Annotated in this window: 15 protein-coding genes; 6 read left to right on the top strand and 9 right to left on the bottom strand. The window is 60.5% G+C overall.

Features of this window, described 5'->3' with window-relative positions:
* Positions 1-3: 3 nt before the first annotated feature.
* Both C3938_RS06425 and C3938_RS06420 read right to left on the bottom strand, forming a co-directional pair.
* Positions 4-1,002, bottom strand: a complete 999-nt coding sequence (locus C3938_RS06425; RefSeq protein WP_199775496.1) for a serine/threonine protein kinase — start codon at positions 1,000-1,002, stop codon at positions 4-6.
* 94 nt (positions 1,003-1,096) lie between these two features.
* On the bottom strand, positions 1,097-1,285 hold the full coding sequence (locus C3938_RS06420) for a CopG family transcriptional regulator (protein WP_105102362.1): 189 nt from the start codon (positions 1,283-1,285) through the stop codon (positions 1,097-1,099).
* 115 nt (positions 1,286-1,400) lie between these two features.
* Here C3938_RS06420 and dauA point away from each other — a divergent pair, with 115 nt between their 5' ends.
* Positions 1,401-3,167: a C4-dicarboxylic acid transporter DauA gene (gene dauA, locus C3938_RS06415; RefSeq protein ID WP_105102361.1), complete on the top strand. Its 1,767-nt coding sequence runs from the start codon at positions 1,401-1,403 to the stop codon at positions 3,165-3,167.
* On the top strand, positions 3,136-3,366 hold the full coding sequence (locus tag C3938_RS06410; protein WP_105102360.1) for a hypothetical protein: 231 nt from the start codon (positions 3,136-3,138) through the stop codon (positions 3,364-3,366). Before dauA ends, C3938_RS06410 begins: the two co-directional genes overlap by 32 nt.
* Positions 3,367-3,414: 48 nt before the next feature.
* Here C3938_RS06410 and C3938_RS06405 read toward each other — a convergent pair whose 3' ends face one another.
* Positions 3,415-4,560, bottom strand: a complete 1,146-nt coding sequence (locus tag C3938_RS06405; RefSeq protein ID WP_199775562.1) for a beta-ketoacyl-ACP synthase III — start codon at positions 4,558-4,560, stop codon at positions 3,415-3,417.
* A 173-nt stretch (positions 4,561-4,733) separates the two neighbouring features.
* Positions 4,734-5,435 (bottom strand): ComF family protein, encoded by a 702-nt coding sequence (locus C3938_RS06400; RefSeq protein WP_105102359.1) that lies wholly within the window; start codon positions 5,433-5,435, stop codon positions 4,734-4,736.
* Between the two features lie 203 nt (positions 5,436-5,638).
* On the opposite strand from C3938_RS06400, the gene bioB reads away from it, so the two are divergent.
* From bioB to bioC, 3 genes are read left to right on the top strand one after another with little or no spacing between them, the layout of a single operon-like run.
* A complete protein-coding gene (gene bioB / locus C3938_RS06395; protein WP_105103251.1) occupies positions 5,639-6,706 on the top strand; it encodes a biotin synthase BioB in 1,068 nt (355 codons plus the stop codon).
* 8 nt (positions 6,707-6,714) lie between these two features.
* Entirely contained in the window at positions 6,715-7,914 is a 1,200-nt protein-coding gene (gene bioF, locus C3938_RS06390) for an 8-amino-7-oxononanoate synthase (RefSeq protein WP_199775561.1), read from the top strand.
* A complete protein-coding gene (bioC, locus tag C3938_RS06385; protein ID WP_105102358.1) occupies positions 7,911-9,452 on the top strand; it encodes a malonyl-ACP O-methyltransferase BioC in 1,542 nt (513 codons plus the stop codon). Before bioF ends, bioC begins: the two co-directional genes overlap by 4 nt.
* Positions 9,453-9,476: 24 nt before the next feature.
* Here the strand turns inward: bioC and C3938_RS06380 are convergent, their stop codons facing one another.
* Positions 9,477-10,280, bottom strand: coding sequence for a cyclase family protein (locus C3938_RS06380; protein WP_105102357.1), 804 nt, complete (start codon positions 10,278-10,280; stop codon positions 9,477-9,479).
* 120 nt (positions 10,281-10,400) lie between these two features.
* Between C3938_RS06380 and C3938_RS06375 the strand changes: the two genes are divergently transcribed.
* Entirely contained in the window at positions 10,401-11,522 is a 1,122-nt protein-coding gene (locus tag C3938_RS06375) for a winged helix-turn-helix domain-containing protein (protein ID WP_105102356.1), read from the top strand.
* Positions 11,523-11,537: 15 nt separating this feature from the next.
* Here C3938_RS06375 and C3938_RS06370 read toward each other — a convergent pair whose 3' ends face one another.
* From C3938_RS06370 to C3938_RS06355, 4 genes are all read right to left on the bottom strand, one after another.
* Complete coding sequence (locus C3938_RS06370; protein WP_105102355.1) at positions 11,538-12,179, bottom strand: DUF6515 family protein; 642 nt, start codon at positions 12,177-12,179, stop codon at positions 11,538-11,540.
* A 212-nt stretch (positions 12,180-12,391) separates the two neighbouring features.
* A complete protein-coding gene (gene speB / locus C3938_RS06365) occupies positions 12,392-13,264 on the bottom strand; it encodes an agmatinase (protein WP_105102354.1) in 873 nt (290 codons plus the stop codon).
* A gap of 394 nt (positions 13,265-13,658) precedes the next feature.
* A complete protein-coding gene (nspC, locus tag C3938_RS06360; RefSeq protein ID WP_105102353.1) occupies positions 13,659-14,852 on the bottom strand; it encodes a carboxynorspermidine decarboxylase in 1,194 nt (397 codons plus the stop codon).
* A gap of 64 nt (positions 14,853-14,916) precedes the next feature.
* Positions 14,917-16,116 carry a saccharopine dehydrogenase family protein gene (locus C3938_RS06355; protein ID WP_105102352.1) on the bottom strand — a complete coding sequence of 400 codons (1,200 nt, stop codon included), beginning with the start codon at positions 16,114-16,116 and terminating at the stop codon, positions 14,917-14,919.
* Positions 16,117-16,348 lie beyond the last annotated feature (232 nt).

Below are 16,348 nucleotides of genomic sequence, written 5' to 3'. Positions count from 1 at the left end.
CGCTTACACCGCGCCGAGGGTCAGCGGCGGTTCGTTCAGCATGGCCTGCTGCTCGCGCAGTGCCAGAATGTGTTCCGCCCAGTAGCGCGGGGTATTGAACCAGGGGAAGGCGCGCGGAAACGCCGGATCCTGCCAGCGCCGCGCCAGCCATGCCGCGTGGTGCATCTGTCGCAGGCAGCGCAGGGGCTCGATCAACTGCAGTTGCTGCGGGTCGAAAGCATAAAAGGTCTCATAGCCTTCCACCACCGCGTCGAGGTAGGCGGTCTGCTCCGCGCGATTACCGGAGATCAGCATCCAGATATCCTGAATCGCCGGTCCCTGGATGCAGTCGTCGAGATCCACAAACCAGGGGGTGTCGTCGCGCCACAGGAAGTTGCCGCTGTGGCAGTCCCCGTGCAGGCGCAGGGTGGTCCAGTCCCGCTCGAACAGCGGCGCGATGCGCTCGATCAGGTGTTCGGTCACGGTCGCGTAGGCGTCGATATTCTCCCGCGGCAGGAAATTGCCGTTGAGAATAAAGTCGCGGCTGTCGCGGGCGAAGGTCTGCAAACTCAGGGTGCGGCGATACTTGAACGGGCGTGCGGCGCCGACGGCGTGAATACGCCCGAGCATGGTGCCCACCTGCTCCAGGTGTTCGAAATTGTCCAGCTCCAGCTGGTGCCCGCCGCGACGGGGAAACAGTGCAAAGCGGAAGCCGTGGGCCTCATGCAGGGTGCTGCCGTTGTACTCGAGCGGTGCCACCACCGGAATTTCCGCAGCCGCCAGTTCGAGGGCGAATGCGTGCTCTTCAATAATCTGCTCGTCGCTCCAGCGCCCGGGGCGGTAGAACTTGGCGATCAGCGGCTGCCCGTCGTCAATACCCACCTGGTATACGCGGTTTTCGTAGCTGTTGAGGGGAAAGATACGCGCATCCGACAGCAGGCCGACACTCTCCACGCAGTCGATCACCCGGTCGGGAGTGAGGGTGTCGTAAGGGTGTGAATCGACATTCACGAAATCGGTCATGGGGGCGCTCCATTGGCGTGGGGCGCTATGCTAACGCGGTTGGCGGTCGTCGAGAAACCTCGCCTGAACGACGGGGGTGGTACGGCGTTGCGAATCAGCGCCTGTGGTCGTCATCAAACACCTGTTCGCGCCACTCGGTGCCGAGTCGCGCCTCGATATATTCGCGGATGAACTGGCGTACCTTCTGGGAGGGCGTGACGTCTTCGGCGGCGCACAGCTTTTCAAACATGGCTTTCTTTTTCGGGTCGATCAGCAGCGTCAGTCTGGCGGTGCGGTTTTCCATGGCGGCGTCTGTAAGGTTGTCTGTATGTTAATCAAATTAACATTGAAGGTGTATTTGATGGGAGGATAATACACATCTTGTTCACCCTCAATCGACACCCCGGGGATCGCTCGCTATGGCACACCGCAGACATCTGTTTTCCCTGCGTCTGGGACATGCGCTGCGGGAAGTGCTGAGTGAATCTCGCTATGACCGCGCCAGATTCGCCAGGGACCTGATCGCCGGTATCACCGTGGGCATCATCGCCATCCCGCTGTCGATGGCGCTGGCGATCGCCTGCGGGGTGGCACCGCAGTACGGCCTGTACAGCGCGTTTATTGCCGGTTTCCTGATCCCTCTGCTGGGCGGTTCCCGCTACAGCGTCTCCGGACCGACCGCCGCGTTTGTGGTCATCCTGGTGCCGGTGGTGCAGCAGTACGGGCTCGCCGGGCTGCTGATTGCCAGTATTCTCGCCGGCGCCATGCAGATGCTGATGGCACTGATGCGCCTCGGGCGTTACATCCAATACATCCCCGAGTCGGTAACCCTCGGCTTCACCGCAGGGATCGCGGTGGTCATTGCGGTGCTGCAGCTGAAAGATTTCACAGGGCTGGATATTGCGGAGATGCCACACAGCTTCGCCGGCAAGGTGCTGTTGCTGCTGCAGGCGCTGCCTGACTTCGCGCCGGCGAGTTTGTGTGTGGGGTTGGTGACCCTGGGCGTGATGCTGCTGTGGCCGCGCCTGCGAACGCCACTGCCGCCGCACCTGCCGGCGGTACTGGTGGGCACGTTGCTGGCGATGGCACTCAACCAGCGCGGGTTCGACGTGGCCACGGTGAACACCACTTTTCAGTTCACCCTGCCCGATGGTTCGCAAGCTGCGGGCATTCCGCCGCTACTGCCGGAATTCCAATGGCCATGGGCGCGTGCACAGGCGGGTGAGCGCGCGCTGACGTTCAGCTGGTCGCTGCTGCAGGACCTGCTTTCTGCGGCCTTCGCCATCGCCATGTTGGGGGCGATCGAGTCGCTGCTGTGCGCAGTGGTACTGGACGGCATGACCGGCCGAAAGCACAGCGCCAACAGTGAATTGATGGGACAGGGGATCGGCAATGTGGTGGCGCCCTTCTTCGGTGGCATCACTGCAACCGCCGCCATTGCACGCTCTGCGGCCAACGTCAAAGCCGGGGCGCAGTCGCCGCAGGCGGCGATGATTCACGCTGTGGTGGTACTGGTCGCGCTGGTATTTCTGTCCAGACTTCTGGGCTATCTGCCGATGCCAAGTATGGCGGCACTGCTGGTGATCGTGGCGTGGAATATGAGTGAGGCGCCCAAGGCGCTGCGGCTGGTGCGCCGCGCACCGCTCAGTGATGTGATGGTGTTTTTCCTGTGTTTTGTGCTCACGGTGATGCTGGACATGGTGGTGGCGATCACCGCGGGTGTGGTGCTCGCCTCACTGCTGTTTATGAAAAATATCGCCGAGATGACCCGGGTAACCGAGGTGGGCGGCAACCCCAGGTTGGTGGATGTCACCGTGCCCGAGGGCTGGAAGGTTTTCAAAATCAACGGGCCGCTGTTTTTCGCCGCCGCCGAACGGGTTTTTGCCGAGCTGTCTGCGCTGTGCACGGGGCAGCGTGGGGTGGTGCTGTACCTGGACGCGGTGCCAATCCTCGACGCTGGCGGACTGTCGGCACTGAGTGGCTTTTTACGCAAATGCGCGGAGGCGCGGGTGGAGGTGTGCCTGGCGGATCTCCAGTACCAGCCGCTGAAAACTCTCGCCAAGGCCGGCTTCCAGCCGGAGACCGAGGGCTGCCGGATCTACCCGAGCCTGTCCGCCGCGCTGGCCCAGTTTAATGAACCCTCAGGATCAGAGCATGAAAATTTGTCAGGCTGCCGAGCAGTTTAAGTCCGGCCTGCTGGAGGAGGTTCAACTGCGCAAGAACCCCGGCGACGTGCGCCAGTGGTTCGTGATGTTGTGCAAGGTCAACGGCAAATCGCTGATGCTGGCGGACGAGCAGGATCAGCCGATCGTCGACGATGATCTGGCACGTCTGGTGGAAATGTTAAAAGGCATCGGCTGCAGGGAAGTGCGGGTTTTTCTCTGACGACTGGCCGAAGCCGGGGCTCGCCCGCACCCCGGCTTCGTGTCGGGTTTAAATCGCGATCTTTTCCATCGCCAGGCTGCCAATGGAGTAGCCGGCACCGAATGAACAGATCACGCCCTTGCTGCCCACCGGCAGATCATCATTGTGCAGGTTGAACGCGATCACCGAGCCTGCGCAGCCGGTGTTGGCGTAGCGGTCCAGTACAATCGGCGCGCGTTCCGGCGTGGCATCGTCGCCCATCAGTTTCTTTGCGATCAGCTGGTTCATATTGATATTGGCCTGGTGCAGCCACCAGCGGCTCACCGCATTGGGCTCGATGCCCAGCGCTTCTACCTGGCTTTCCAGATGGGCGGCGGCCATGGGACAGACCTCTTTGAACACCTTGCGCCCGTTCTGGCGGAACAGCTTGCCGGGACCGAAGGCGTCCACATCGGCGGCGCGGGCGGTGTAGCTGAAGTTGGAACGGATATTGTTGGAGAACAGTGTCTTCGCTTTGGTGCCGAGAATTTCCCAGGCGGTATCCGCGTTGCAGAATTCGCGGCGCTCCACCACGCTGGCCACCGCCACATCGCCAAAAATAAAGTGGCTGTCGCGGTCGGTGTAATCCACCTGTGGCGATGCCAGCTCCGGGTTGATCACCAGCACCGCGCGGGCGGAACCGGAACTCACCGCATCCACCGCGCGCTGCAGTGCGAAGGTGGCGGAGGAACAGGCCACTTCCATATCAAACGCGAAGCCGTCGATGCCCAGTGCGCCCTGGATTTCAATGGCGATCGCCGGATAGGCGCGCTGCAGATAGGAGGCGCCCACGATCACTGCATCGATGTCCTCGGGCTTCTTGTTGGCCTTTTCCAGCGCCAGCTTGGCCGCCTTCAGACCCATCTCCGCCTGCAGGCACAGCTCGTCGTCGGCACGCTCTGGCAGGTAGGGGCGCATGCGCTCCGGGTCGAGGATGCCCTCTTTACTGATCACATAGCGGCTCTTGATGCCGGATGCCTTTTCAATAAATTCCGCGGAGGAAAAGGGCTTGGCCTCCACCTCGCCGGCCTCAATGGCGGCGGCGTTGTCGCGGTTGAATTTCTCCGAGTGGGCGTTGAACGCCGCTACCAGCTCGTCGTTGCTGATGGCTTCCGGAGGAGTCCACAGGCCGGTGCCGCTGATTACGATGCCCCGGGGCATTTTGTATTCGCTCATCATGCTAGATCCCGTACTTCACGCCTGCGCGGCGAGCTTCTTTTATAACGTTAGCAGCCGGTGATTTTTTGCACAGCGGCCGTAAAGGGCGACTATTGTGACGCCGAGGGTCACCCCGGTCTAGGAATCAGTACGTGGGTACCGAGTGGTCATTGGGGGGAATTGGCTGAGTGTTAGGGGGTTCTGGCCAGAGCGTAGACACTCACCTGACTAGCGCCGGCGCGCAGAAGTGACTGGGCCGCCGCCTCCACGGTGGCGCCGGTGGTGATGACGTCGTCCACCAGGCCGATATGCAGTCCTGCCACCCGCGAGGAGGCAGCGAAGCTGCGCGCGAGGTTTTTCAGCCGCTGGCTGCGGCGCAGCTGCTGCTGGCTGCCGGTGTGAGCCACCTTGCGCAGGGTGCGGTGATCCACCGGGATCTGCCAGTGCCGGCCGAGGATGTCCGCAATCAGCTGAGCCTGGTTGTAGCCGCGGGAGAGCTGCTTGCGCCAGTGCAGGGGTACCGGTACCAGCAGATCCGGGGGAGCTTCAGCCCGGAGCTGCCGTCCGATCGTTTCTGCGGTCAGTTCCGCGAGCGTGCGGCCGGCGGCGAAATCGCGCCGGTACTTGAAGCGCTGAATCAGCTGTGCCACCGGATAGGCGTAATTCCAGCTGGCGCGGCTGCGGCTTTGGGGTGGCGGATACTGTAGACACTGGGGGCATGTACGGTCACTGATGTTCTCAAGCGGCAGCGCGCACTGGTCACAGGCGTGGTGGATAATCGGCAGATCGCGCTGGCAGGGCGCGCAGATGCCGGCGTGGACCTGATCGCCGCTGCCGCATAGCAGGCAGCGGCTCAGGCTGCGTTCGAGCAACTGACGAAAAAGTCTCAGCATCGCGATGCAATCCTCCCTGGCGGCGCGACGGCACTGGCCCTGTGCGGACTTGTAAACCTCAATGGGTTCTGTTGGTTGACAGCGAAAGGGCCACCGCTACACTGGCAGGCCTTCACCGATCGAAAGTCCGATCCCCGGCCGAAAATGACGCTTCAGTCTCGCGGCCTTCGAGGAGAGTAATCCCAGTGACCGCCAACCCGCAAATGTCTTCCGCTTCCTCCCAGTACGGTCAGATCCGCCATGACTGGACCCGCCAGCAGGTGCTGGACCTGTTCGCGCTGCCGTTCAGCGATCTCATGTTCACCGCGCAGCTGGTGCACCGTCAGCACTTCGATGCCAACCGCGTCCAGGTGAGCACGCTCTGCTCCATCAAGACCGGCGCCTGCCCGGAAGACTGCAGCTATTGCCCGCAGAGCGCCCGCTACGATACCGGCCTGGAGCGCGAGAAACTGATGAAGGTGGAAAAGGTGGTGGAAGAGGCGCGTGCGGCCAAGGCCAGCGGCGCCACCCGTTTCTGCATGGGCGCCGCCTGGCGTTCACCGAAGAAAAAAGACATGCCCTACGTCACCCAGATGGTGAAGGAAGTAAAGGCGCTGGGCCTCGAAACCTGTATGACCCTGGGCATGCTCACGGACGACCAGGCCAAAGACCTGGCGGACGCCGGCCTCGATTACTACAACCACAACCTGGATACCTCGCCGGAATACTACGGCGATATCATCACCACCCGCACCTACGAAGACCGCCTGAATACACTGGCGAATGTGCGCGCGGCGGGCATGAAAGTCTGTGCGGGTGGCATCATCGGTCTGGGTGAAGAGGAAAAAGACCGCGCGGGCCTGCTGATGCAGCTGGCGAATCTGTCCGAGCACCCGGAATCGGTGCCGATCAATATGCTGGTGAAGGTGGCCGGCACCCCGCTGGAGAATAATAAGGATCTCGATCCGTTCGAGTTCATCCGCTGCATCGCCGTGGCGCGCATCATGATGCCGAAATCCCATGTGCGCCTGTCTGCCGGCCGCGAATCCATGAACGACGAGATGCAGTCGCTGGCGTTTCTCGCCGGAGCCAACTCGATTTTCTACGGGGAAAAACTGCTGACCACCGCCAATCCGGAAGCCAACAAGGACATGCAGTTGTTCGCGCGCCTCGGCATAAAGCCGGAGGAGTACCAGCAGTACGCGGACGAATCCGCGGTGGAAGCGGAGCTGCAGGCGCAGATCACTGAACAGCAGAACGACCGGTTCTTCTACGACGCCGCCAAGGCGTAAGTGCGCCGATTGTTGTGTCCAGCCTGCAGCATTTTCTGAACACGTGCCTGGCCGAGCGCCGGGCGCAGCAGTTGTACCGCCAGCACAAGCTCCTCGATACCGCACCGGCCCCGGTGGCGGTGGTGGACGGGCGCGAGCTGGTCACATTCAGCAGCAACGATTATCTCGGTTTGGCCACCCACCCCGAAGTGATTGCCGCGCAGCAGCGCGGCGCTGAGCTCGGTGCCGGTGCCACCGCGTCCCATCTGGTCAACGGCCATTTTCACATCCACCAGCAACTGCAAGACAAGATCGCCGAGATCACCGGTCGCGAGGCCGCACTGCTGTTTGGCAGTGGCTATATGGCGAATGTCGGTGTGATCAACGCATTGGTCGGTCGCGGGGATTTTGTGGTGCAGGACAAACTCAACCACGCCTCGCTGATCGATGGCGGTCGCATTTCCGGTGCCCAGTACCTGCGTTTTGCGCACAGTGATCTGACCGCTCTGGAAACGCAGCTACAGCGGGCCCGTAAAAAAAATGACGGGAAAATCCTGCTGGCGGTGGACGGCGTCTACAGCATGGACGGCGACATCGCACCGCTCGCGCCGATGGCCGAACTTTGCCAGAAGTACGACGCCTGGCTGATGGTGGATGAGGCCCACGGCTTTGGTGTCATGGGCAGTGACGCTTTTCCCTGTGCCGGCAGTGCCGCTGCCGCGGGGCTCGATCAGGAAGCGGCACCGATTGTCATGGGCACCCTCGGTAAAGCCGCCGGGAACGGCGGCGCGTTTGTCGCCGGTTCGCGTGCCCTGATCGACTACCTCACCCAATTTGCCCGTACCTACATATACACCACGGGCATGCCGCCTGCGGTGGCCGCCGGTTGCCGGAGAGCGCTGGAATTGATGCAGGAACTGCCGTTGCGGCAGAGGCTGCAACAGCGTATCGACTATTTCCGTCAGCGCGCGGCGGAGCGCGGCCTGCCACTGGAGAATTCCACCAGTGCGATTCAGCCATTGCTGCTCGGTTGCGAGAAGCGCGTATTGTCGGTCAGCGAACTGTTGCAGCAGTCGGGTTATCTTGTTGGCGCCATTCGCCCACCCACGGTACCGGCGGGTACTGCGCGCCTGCGTATTACCCTGTCCGCGGCCCACAGTGAAACTCAGATCGACGGTCTGTTGAATGCGCTGGCTACCGCGCTGGAATCCGCGGAGGCAGCGGTATGAATCTCGCGCTGATCCACGGCTGGGGCGGTGACTCCCGCTGTTGGTCTCCACTGTTGAATGAAATGAAAAATTTCTCGGGGCAGGTGGTGAGCATCGACCTTCCCGGTTTCGGCGCGCGCGCGCAGGATTCCTGGCCGGACACGGAAACACTGCTCGCGCAACTGGAGGCACAGCTGCCGCAGGATTGCCTGTTGCTGGGCTGGTCGCTGGGAGGAATGCTGGCGACGCAACTGGCGGCGGTCAGTAAAAAAGTCCGCGGGCTGGTGACCATCGCCACCAATGCGCGCTTTGTCGCACAGCGCGACTGGCCCGGGATGGAAGCGGAAATGTTTGCGGAATTCTGTCGCCTTCAGCGCGCGCAACCGGAAAAAAACTGGTCGCGCTTCTGCGGACTGGAGGCGCGCGGGGATGCGGAAATGCGCGGCCTGCTGAAAACTCTGAAGAGCTGGCAGCCGTTGTCGATACCAGACAGCTGGAGCGATGCATTGGACTGTCTTGGCGATCTGGACAACCGCGAAATACTGGCTGGTTTTGCAGTGCCCGCGCTGCATATTTTCGGCGAGGGGGATGCGCTGGTACCGGTGACGGCCGCGGAGCAGATTGAACATGCCGGTGGTAAAGTAAAAATCATCGCCAGCGCAGGGCACTGTCCGCACCTGAGCCGCCCGCTGGAAATCGTCACGCTGCTGCGGGAATTTTCTGAGTCACTGAGTCATCAAGCGGCGCCCCTGAAAAAATCCTCGGTAGCGCGCGCGTTCGGCCGTGCCGCCGCCAGCTACGACGCCGCCGCACATCTGCAGCGCGCGGTCTGTCGCGACCTGTTGAGTCGCGCCGGTGAACATTGGTCGCCAAAGCGGATTCTGGATCTCGGCAGCGGCACCGGTTATGGCGGTGAGCTGTTGCGCAAACGCTTTCCCGAGGCGGAAATCATAGCGCTGGATCTGGCACCGGAAATGCTGGCATATGCTCTTACCCACCGCCCGGTCTGCAATGGCTATGTGGCCGCCGATGCGGAGCAATTGCCACTGGCGGACAAATCCATCGACCTGGTGTTTTCCAGTTTCGCGCTGCAGTGGTGCTACCGGCTGCCGCAGCTGTTTGCGGAGATTCGCCGGGTGATGGCGCCCGGTGCACACGCTCTTATCTCTACACTGGTGCCCGGCACTCTGTATGAATTGCAAGACAGTTGGGCGACAGTGGACAGCGATGTACACGTCAATCGCTTTCTTCCCGCGGAAGAATGGGGCGAGGCCTGTGAGAGCAACGGTCTAGAGTACATCGCGAGTGTTGAGCAGCGAGTACTGCATTTTGACAGTGTAAAAAGCCTGATGCGCGAGCTGAAAAGTATCGGCGCCCACAACGTCAATCGCGCTGCGGGCAAGGGTTTGCTGAGCCGGGAAAAACTGCGCAGGTTTACCGATACCTACGAACAAAAACGCACGGGTGCCGGTCTGCCGGCCACCTATCAGGTACTGTATCTGCAGCTGGTGCAGCGAAAAGGCGAGATCGCCGCTCTGGATACGGCGCTCTCCGGTTGAACCGTCACTTCTCCGGTTGAACCGTCAGTTCTCCGGTAAAAACGCCACGACTCGCGTGGGCCCACCACTGCCCCCGCGAATTTTCATCGGCAGTGCAATCAGTGTGAATCCTCTCGCCGGTAATTCTGCCAGGTTGGCGACATTTTCCAGCGCCGGGACATTTCGCTCGAACAGTGCACGGTGGGTTTCAAACTGTTGTGAGGCGCCGTAGTCGATACTTGGCGTATCCAATCCCACCGCGTTCACTCCACGCTGCTCAACCAGAAATACGGCGGCCTCCGGCGACAGACCGGGAAAGTTCAGCTTGGCTACGGCCGCCTCGCCGCGCTCCGAGGTGCCGAGATATTTCACCGGGTCTGGCCAGAACTGCGCACTGCCAGTATCGAACAACACGATACTGCCCTTCTCAATGGTGCCGTGCTGCTTTTCCCAGCGCTCGATATCCGCGGTGGAAACAAGATAATTGCGATCCTTGCCGATGCGGTCCGCTACCCGGATCACCACGCCGGCGCCGATAAGCTGTTGCAGCGGAATTTTGTCCACACTCTGACGGCCGCGCCCGAAATGCACCGGCGCGTCCACATGGGTGCCGCCGTGCTCCGCTCCCGCCAGATTGTAGGCGGAGTAGTAGTAGCCCTTGTCGGTTTCTCCGGCGAAAACCGTGGTCTTGGCAAACTTGTCCGAGGTGGGCCAGTAGAGCGTGTCGTCGGCAAAGTCGTGGGAGAGGTCGATCCATTGCCCCTGCGGGAATTCGCCGGCGGTGGCGGCGCTACACAGAAGACAGAACGTGAACCCCAGGGTACTGAAACGGCGCGTCTTGCGGTGCATAGGATGCCTCCCTGATATATCCGTTATTTTGCGGCGGGCGGTGCTTGAACCCGATAAACCTCAGCGCCATAGTGAGTGGCATCACCAAATTCACCAAGCCAGTAACGGAAGCAACCGCAGTTGAAAGCCTATACCAAAGCGCCTCCCCTGCCAGTAGAGCGGGCTCGTGCACTGGTGCTTGCGCGCCAACATGTCCACTCCTCCTGGGGTGGAGGCATTGCCGACCTGATCGGACACCTGGGCGCCCTGCAACTGGATGCGATCCAGGTGATTACACGGGCGCATCTGCATCAACTGCATACCCGCATGCCGCGGCTGCGGGAGGCAAAGCTGCTCGGTGCACTGGAGCGCGCCGAGCGCGAGCGGCAGATTTTTGAATACTGGTCTCACGCTGCCGCCTACCTGCCTGTAGATAACTATCGCTATGCGCGCATCCGTATGGACCGCATCCGCGAAGGTCAGAAGCACTGGTTCGAGAAAAATGCCAGGCTGTGCCGCTTCGTGCTGGACCGGATTCGCGCCGAAGGCCCGCTGAAAGCCAGCGATTTTGTACGCGCCAAGGGCGGTTGGTGGAGCTGGAGCGAAGAGAAGAAAGCGCTCGAACAACTGTTTCACGAAGGTGAACTGATGGTGAGCCACCGCGAGGGGTTCCAGAAGGTGTTCGACCTGCCGGAGCGGTTGCTGCCCGCAGGTGTGGTGACGGCCGCGGCCAGTGAGGCGGAGTACGGGCGGTATCTGGTGCGCAGCTTCCTGCGCGCGCAGGGTGTGGGCCGCATCGAGGAAATCAGTTACCTGCGCAAGCACGATCGATCGCCGGTATCGGATGCGGTTGCGGCGATGTTGAAGTCGGGAGAGCTGGTGCCAGTGGGCAAGGATTTGATCCTCGCGGAAGATCTGAAAATTGAGCCGCCGGTGGCGCCCCGCAAGGTGCGCCTGCTGTCGCCTTTTGACCCGCTGGTATTGCAGCGCAAACGTCTGAAGCGGCTGTTCGGCTTCGATTATCAGCTGGAGTGCTATGTACCCGGTCCGAAACGGAAGTTTGGCTACTTCTGCCTGCCGATCCTCTACCGGGACGGCTTCGCGGGGGTAGTGGACCTGAAGGCGGATCGGGAGGAGAGGGTGTTGCGGGTAAAGGCGCTGCACTGGCGGCAAGAGCCAAAGACGGGATTGCTGAGCGGATACAACAAGGCCCTCGGCGACTTCGCCCGCTACCACGGGCTAGCCGCCGAGGGCCTCTCTTGATCAGCAAGTATCAGGTCACACCTGCACCACCACGTATACCTCGCGCCCATCGCGCTGGGTGGGCATGAAATAGTGACCGCCATAGCGGTAGTACTGGATGCCGTTGATGACCTCTGCGGTGTAACCCACGGGCAGTTCACTGACCACCTGCCCCGGTGTATAGGCGGGCTGGGTGGCGCCCACAACGGGTGCGACGGCTACCGGCCCGGCACTTGCCACTACGGTGGTCGGCTGCGGTACCACCACGTAGCGGCCCACGTGTGGCTGCCACTGGTAATAGGCGCTGCCGTACTGGTAGTAGGTGAAACCGCCAATCTGCACTTGCACCGCGCTTCCAGGTAGAGTCAGCACGGATGCGCCCAGCGGTGCATTCACGACCACATATCCAGCGGGCGCCGGGCGGTAGTAATAACCACCATGGTAGTAATAGGGCACTCCTCCCACCGCCACATTGACGAAGCCCGCAGGCAGAATGGGCACGGTTACGCCGATACCGATGCGTGGACCACGATAGCGCGGGCCCCAGTAGCCGCCGTAGCCATGGCCGTGGTAATGCCCCCGGTGACCACCGTGCGCGTCTGCGGGTGCGGCAAAGGCAAATGAGAGTAGCGCGACAAGTCCTGTTCCAAACAAAAGGAATTTGACCGTCCTGTTCATGAAATCCCCCGCGAGCGAGTACTTACTATCTGGATAAATAATAACCGTATTCCCGGGGGCGCGCTACGTACTGGTAGCGCTTGAACGTTAAGAATTGTCAGATCGCCGCAGAAGTTATCCACAAGGGCGGCGCAGGGTGGGGTCCCACTTTTCTGACCATGCGGTGTTGCTCCCTAAGATCAGTGCTGGTTTCGCTGAGCCGGGTTTTCCGTTCAGCGCCGATTGCGCTGAACGATACCCATCAGCTTGTACAGCAGGTGCGCGGCGCCGAATTCATAGGCGTGGAAGCCTTCGATGGGGGCAAACTCCAGCAGGTCGAAGCCGATGATTTCGCGCTGCTTCGCCACCGATTCAAACAGGTTCAGGGTCTGATACCAGCCCAACCCGCCGGGTACCGGAGTACCGGTGGAGGGGAAGACTGACGGGTCCATGCCGTCGATGTCCAGAGTGAAGAACACTTTGCTGGGGAAGTTCTCCGGTAGTTCGAAGGACTGTACCTGGGTGGGCACCAACTGGTGCGCGTCCAGATAGCCGACGTTGTACTGCTTGCGCGCTTCCATCTCTTCTTCGCAGTAGGCGCGGATGCCCAGCTGGAACAGGGGTATGCCCGCCTCACACACGAGACGCATGACACTGGCGTGGCTGTGCTTGTGGCCTTCGTAGCGGTCGCGCAGGTCGGCATGGGCGTCGATCTGCACCACGCCGAAGTCGGTGATACCGGCATCCAGGTAGCCCTTGATGATGCCCCAGGTGACCGAGTGTTCGCCGCCAATACCGACGGGCATTTTGCCGAGGGCGAGGATCTCGCGGGTGGCGCTGGAGATGTTCTCCATGACCTGCTCGGCGGGGCCGCTGACATCTACCGCTTCGCGGGTGTAGATGCCGAGTTCGCAGGGGGAGGAGAAGTTGTCGAAGGTTTCCAGCTGGTGGGAGGCTTCGATGATCGCCGCCGGGCCCTTGCCGGTGCCGCCGCCGTAGGAGACGGTTTCTTCGTAGGGAATTGGCAGGATGTGGAACAGGGCTTCTTCCGGATTCGGTTGTTCGATTTCGGAGCCGAGGAAAATGTTGGGGTCTTCTGTGTGCATGGTTTTAATCTCTGGTGCTGCGGTCTGGCCCTGTTGGGGGCCTTGGTTGACCTGCTGTGGCGGCCGAGCACCGGGTATCTGTTTTCAAAACCGCTGTGAATACATCCCTGTACGCTCCGTCGGCGACGTCCATGTCGCCGACGCTTTTGAAAACAGATCCCCGGCACTCGGCCTTCGCGTCACGTTTACTACTTCGTAGCCTCTAGACGACCTAACGAAGTCTTTAAATTGGAATTTTAGGAAAAGTACCGGGTACAGGTTTTCGGGAGCGTCGCAAACAGGATGTTTGCGCCGCAGCGCCCAGGGATGGGTTCACAGCGGTCCCGAAAACCTGTACCCGGTGCTTTCCGCCACCGGGCCCTCTACCAAGCGAGAAGCGGCGGGCTATCAAAAATTAAGAAAGACGACCCTTAAAGTCCTCGTATCCAAATTCTTTGACGATCCGAAGTTCATCGGTATCGGAGTTCCACAGAGCAATCGAAGGCAGCGGAATACCGTTAAAGGTGTTGGTCTTGACCATGGTGTAGTAGGCCATCTCCTCAAACACAATTCGATCGCCGACTTTCAGCGGGTCGGCAAAACTGTATTCGCCGATGCGATCGCCGGCGAGGCAGCTCTGCCCGCCCAGCTGGTAGCTGTGCGGTAACTCACCCGGTAGTGAAGCGCCGGTGATTTCCGGACGGTACGGCATCTCGATCACGTCCGGCATATGGCAGGTGGCAGAAACATCGAGGATCGCCTGGTTCTTGCCATTCCAGGTCAGGTCAACCACCTCGCCAACCAGCACCCCACAGAATAGTGCCACCGCCTCACCGGGTTCCAGATAAACCTGCACACCGTGTTTCTCGGAAAACGCCTTCACCGCCGCAATCAGCTCCTCCACCTGATAATCACAGCGGGTGATATGGTGGCCGCCACCGAAGTTGATCCACTCCATCTGCGGAATCAGATCGCCAAATTTTTCCTCGACCGCCGCAATCGTGCGTTCCAGCGGTTTGAAATCCTGTTCGCACAACGTGTGGAAATGTAGACCGCTGATTCCGGTGAGATCTTCGCCGTCAAACAGCGAGCGCACGATACCCAGGCGCGAGCAGGGTGCACAGGGATCGTAGATCGGTGTGTGTCCCTCGGAGTGTTCCGGATTGATGCGCAGCCCAAATTGTAGCGCCGGGCGCTTTTTCTGTGCTTCCAGGCACAGGGACTTGTAGCGCTTCCACTGCGAGAAGGAATTGAAAATCACGTGGTGGGCGAATTCGAGGATTTCCTTCAGCTCCTGCTCTTTGTAGCCGGCGCTGAACACGTGAACCTCTTTGCCGAGATCCTTACCACCGTATTCTTCAAAACCCAGCCTGGCCTCGTTGATTCCACTGGCGCAGGTGCCGGAGAGATACTCGGCAACAATGTGACCGATACTGAACATGGAAAACGCTTTCAGCGCAGCCAGTACCTTGGCGCCACTGCGCTTTTGCACATCGGCCAGGACTTCGAGGTTGTCGCGCAGGGCGATTTCATCCACCACGAAGCAGGGTGTGGAGACTCGGCTGGGGTCGAATTCACCGAAGTAGTCTTTGCGGGGCGTCAGATCCATAACAAATTTTCTTACAGCTGCAATTGGCAAAAATCCCGGGCCTTGCGGCCCGGGATTGGCGGTCTTAGACGAACGGCTTGTCGAGCCATGTCTCCTGCCAGGGCAGGCCGTACTTGTTCAGGTCGTCCATAAAGGGATCCGGATCCAGCTGCTCCATGTTCCACACACCGGGTTTCATCCACTTGCCTTCCATCATCATCTTTGCGCCGATCATGGCCGGTACGCCGGTGGTGTAGGAAATCGCCTGGGATTGTACTTCCTTGAAGCACTCCTGGTGGTCGCAGATGTTGTACACGTAGTAAATCTTGTCTTCGCCACCACCCTGGGGAGTGCCCTTGATGATGTTGCCAATACAAGTTTTGCCCTTGGTCAGCGGACCGAGGCTCGCCGGATCTGGCAGCAGTGCTTTCAGGAACTGGATCGGCACAATTTGCTGGCCCTGGAATTCGATCGGCTCGATGCCGGTCATGCCCACGTTCTGCAGCACCTCAAGGTGCTTGAGGTAGCTGGCACCGAAGGTCATCCAGAATCGCGCGCGCTCGATTTCCGGGAAGTGCTTGGACAGGGACTCCAGTTCCTCGTGGTACAGCAAGTACAAGTCTTTCTCACCGATGCCTTCGGGGAATTCGAATACGCGCTTCTCTTCCATCGGCTTGGTGGTTACCCACTGGCCGTTCTCCCAGTAGCGACCGTTCGCGGTGATTTCGCGAATGTTGATTTCCGGGTTGAAGTTGGTGGCAAACGGCAGGCCGTGATCGCCGGCGTTGCAGTCGAGGATGTCGAGGGTTTTGATGCGGTCGAAGTGGTGTTTCTTCGCGTAGGCGGTGAACACGCTGGTGACGCCCGGATCGAAGCCGCTGCCGAGCAGTGCCATCAGACCGGCTTTTTCAAAACGATCCTGGTAGGCCCACTGCCAGCTGTACTCGAACTTCGCTTCGTCCAGCGGCTCATAGTTGGCCGTATCCAGGTAGTGCACGCCGGTTTCCAGGCACGCATCCATGATGTGCAGGTCCTGGTAGGGCAGTGCCACGTTGATGACCATGTCGGGCTTGACCTTCTCGATCAGCGCGACCATTTCGCTCACGTTATCGGCATCCACTTCCGCGGTGTCGATTTTACGCGGCAGCATCTCGGCGATTTTGTCGCACTTGCTTTTGGTGCGGCTGGCGAGGGTAATGTTCTCGAACACTTCCTCTACTTGCGCACACTTGTGTGCTACCACCTGACCGACGCCACCGGCGCCGACAATCAGAACGTTGGCCATTTATTTCTCCCTTTTTGGGTTCTTTCAGGTTTTGTGGAACCTGGTAGACAGATTTGTGGCGAGCCTGCTGGCGGTACCCTTTCGCTGGACACGCCGTAAACCCATCCCTGGGGGCTCGGCTGCGGCCATCCAGGCCGCAGACGGTCCAGCAAAAGGGTCCCGTCAGCAGACTCTTCCCATCAAGTTCAACACTTCGAAGTAACCAAGGAGTAAAAAGGCTACGAAGTGCGAA

This window comes from Microbulbifer pacificus, assembly GCF_002959965.1.
Taxonomy (GTDB): Bacteria; Pseudomonadota; Gammaproteobacteria; order Pseudomonadales; family Cellvibrionaceae; genus Microbulbifer; species Microbulbifer pacificus_A.
Note: the sequence above shows the minus strand (reverse complement) of the source record. Positions and strands in the feature narration are given on the sequence as shown.

Excerpts from the sequence above, each read along its gene's own strand:
- C3938_RS06425 (WP_199775496.1), bottom strand. The coding sequence starts at position 1,002 with ATGACCGATTTCGTGAATGTCGATTCACACCCTTACGACACCCTCACT.
- C3938_RS06420 (WP_105102362.1), bottom strand. The coding sequence starts at position 1,285 with ATGGAAAACCGCACCGCCAGACTGACGCTGCTGATCGACCCGAAAAAG.
- dauA (WP_105102361.1), top strand. The coding sequence starts at position 1,401 with ATGGCACACCGCAGACATCTGTTTTCCCTGCGTCTGGGACATGCGCTG.
- C3938_RS06410 (WP_105102360.1), top strand. The coding sequence starts at position 3,136 with ATGAAAATTTGTCAGGCTGCCGAGCAGTTTAAGTCCGGCCTGCTGGAG.
- C3938_RS06405 (WP_199775562.1), bottom strand. The coding sequence starts at position 4,560 with ATGAGCGAATACAAAATGCCCCGGGGCATCGTAATCAGCGGCACCGGC.
- C3938_RS06400 (WP_105102359.1), bottom strand. The coding sequence starts at position 5,435 with ATGCTGAGACTTTTTCGTCAGTTGCTCGAACGCAGCCTGAGCCGCTGC.
- bioB (WP_105103251.1), top strand. The coding sequence starts at position 5,639 with ATGTCTTCCGCTTCCTCCCAGTACGGTCAGATCCGCCATGACTGGACC.
- bioC (WP_105102358.1), top strand. The coding sequence starts at position 7,911 with ATGAATCTCGCGCTGATCCACGGCTGGGGCGGTGACTCCCGCTGTTGG.
- C3938_RS06380 (WP_105102357.1), bottom strand. The coding sequence starts at position 10,280 with ATGCACCGCAAGACGCGCCGTTTCAGTACCCTGGGGTTCACGTTCTGT.
- C3938_RS06370 (WP_105102355.1), bottom strand. The coding sequence starts at position 12,179 with ATGAACAGGACGGTCAAATTCCTTTTGTTTGGAACAGGACTTGTCGCG.
- speB (WP_105102354.1), bottom strand. The coding sequence starts at position 13,264 with ATGCACACAGAAGACCCCAACATTTTCCTCGGCTCCGAAATCGAACAA.
- nspC (WP_105102353.1), bottom strand. The coding sequence starts at position 14,852 with ATGGATCTGACGCCCCGCAAAGACTACTTCGGTGAATTCGACCCCAGC.
- C3938_RS06355 (WP_105102352.1), bottom strand. The coding sequence starts at position 16,116 with ATGGCCAACGTTCTGATTGTCGGCGCCGGTGGCGTCGGTCAGGTGGTA.